The 255-nt window shown below is 60.8% G+C and carries 1 protein-coding gene; it reads right to left on the bottom strand.

The window, feature by feature from the left end; genetic code table 11:
* Positions 1 to 255: EF-Tu/IF-2/RF-3 family GTPase (locus J5M67_RS30085; protein ID WP_243434955.1), on the bottom strand; the 255-nt coding region annotated here is incomplete at both ends.

Genomic DNA, 255 nt, shown 5'->3' on the forward strand with positions numbered 1-255 from the left:
TGGTGCCCGGCTTGGCCAGAACCTGGCCACGCTCTACGTCTTCACGCTTGGTGCCGCGCAGCAGGACGCCGACGTTCTCACCAGCACGACCTTCGTCGAGCAGCTTGCGGAACATTTCAACGCCGGTGCAGGTGGTCTTGGTGGTCGCCTTGATGCCGACGATTTCCACTTCTTCCTGAACCTTGACGATGCCACGCTCAACACGGCCAGTTACCACGGTGCCACGACCGGAGATCGAGAACACGTCTTCGATCG

It is taken from the genome of Pseudomonas sp. 30_B (assembly GCF_017491605.1).
Classification (GTDB): domain Bacteria; phylum Pseudomonadota; class Gammaproteobacteria; order Pseudomonadales; family Pseudomonadaceae; genus Pseudomonas.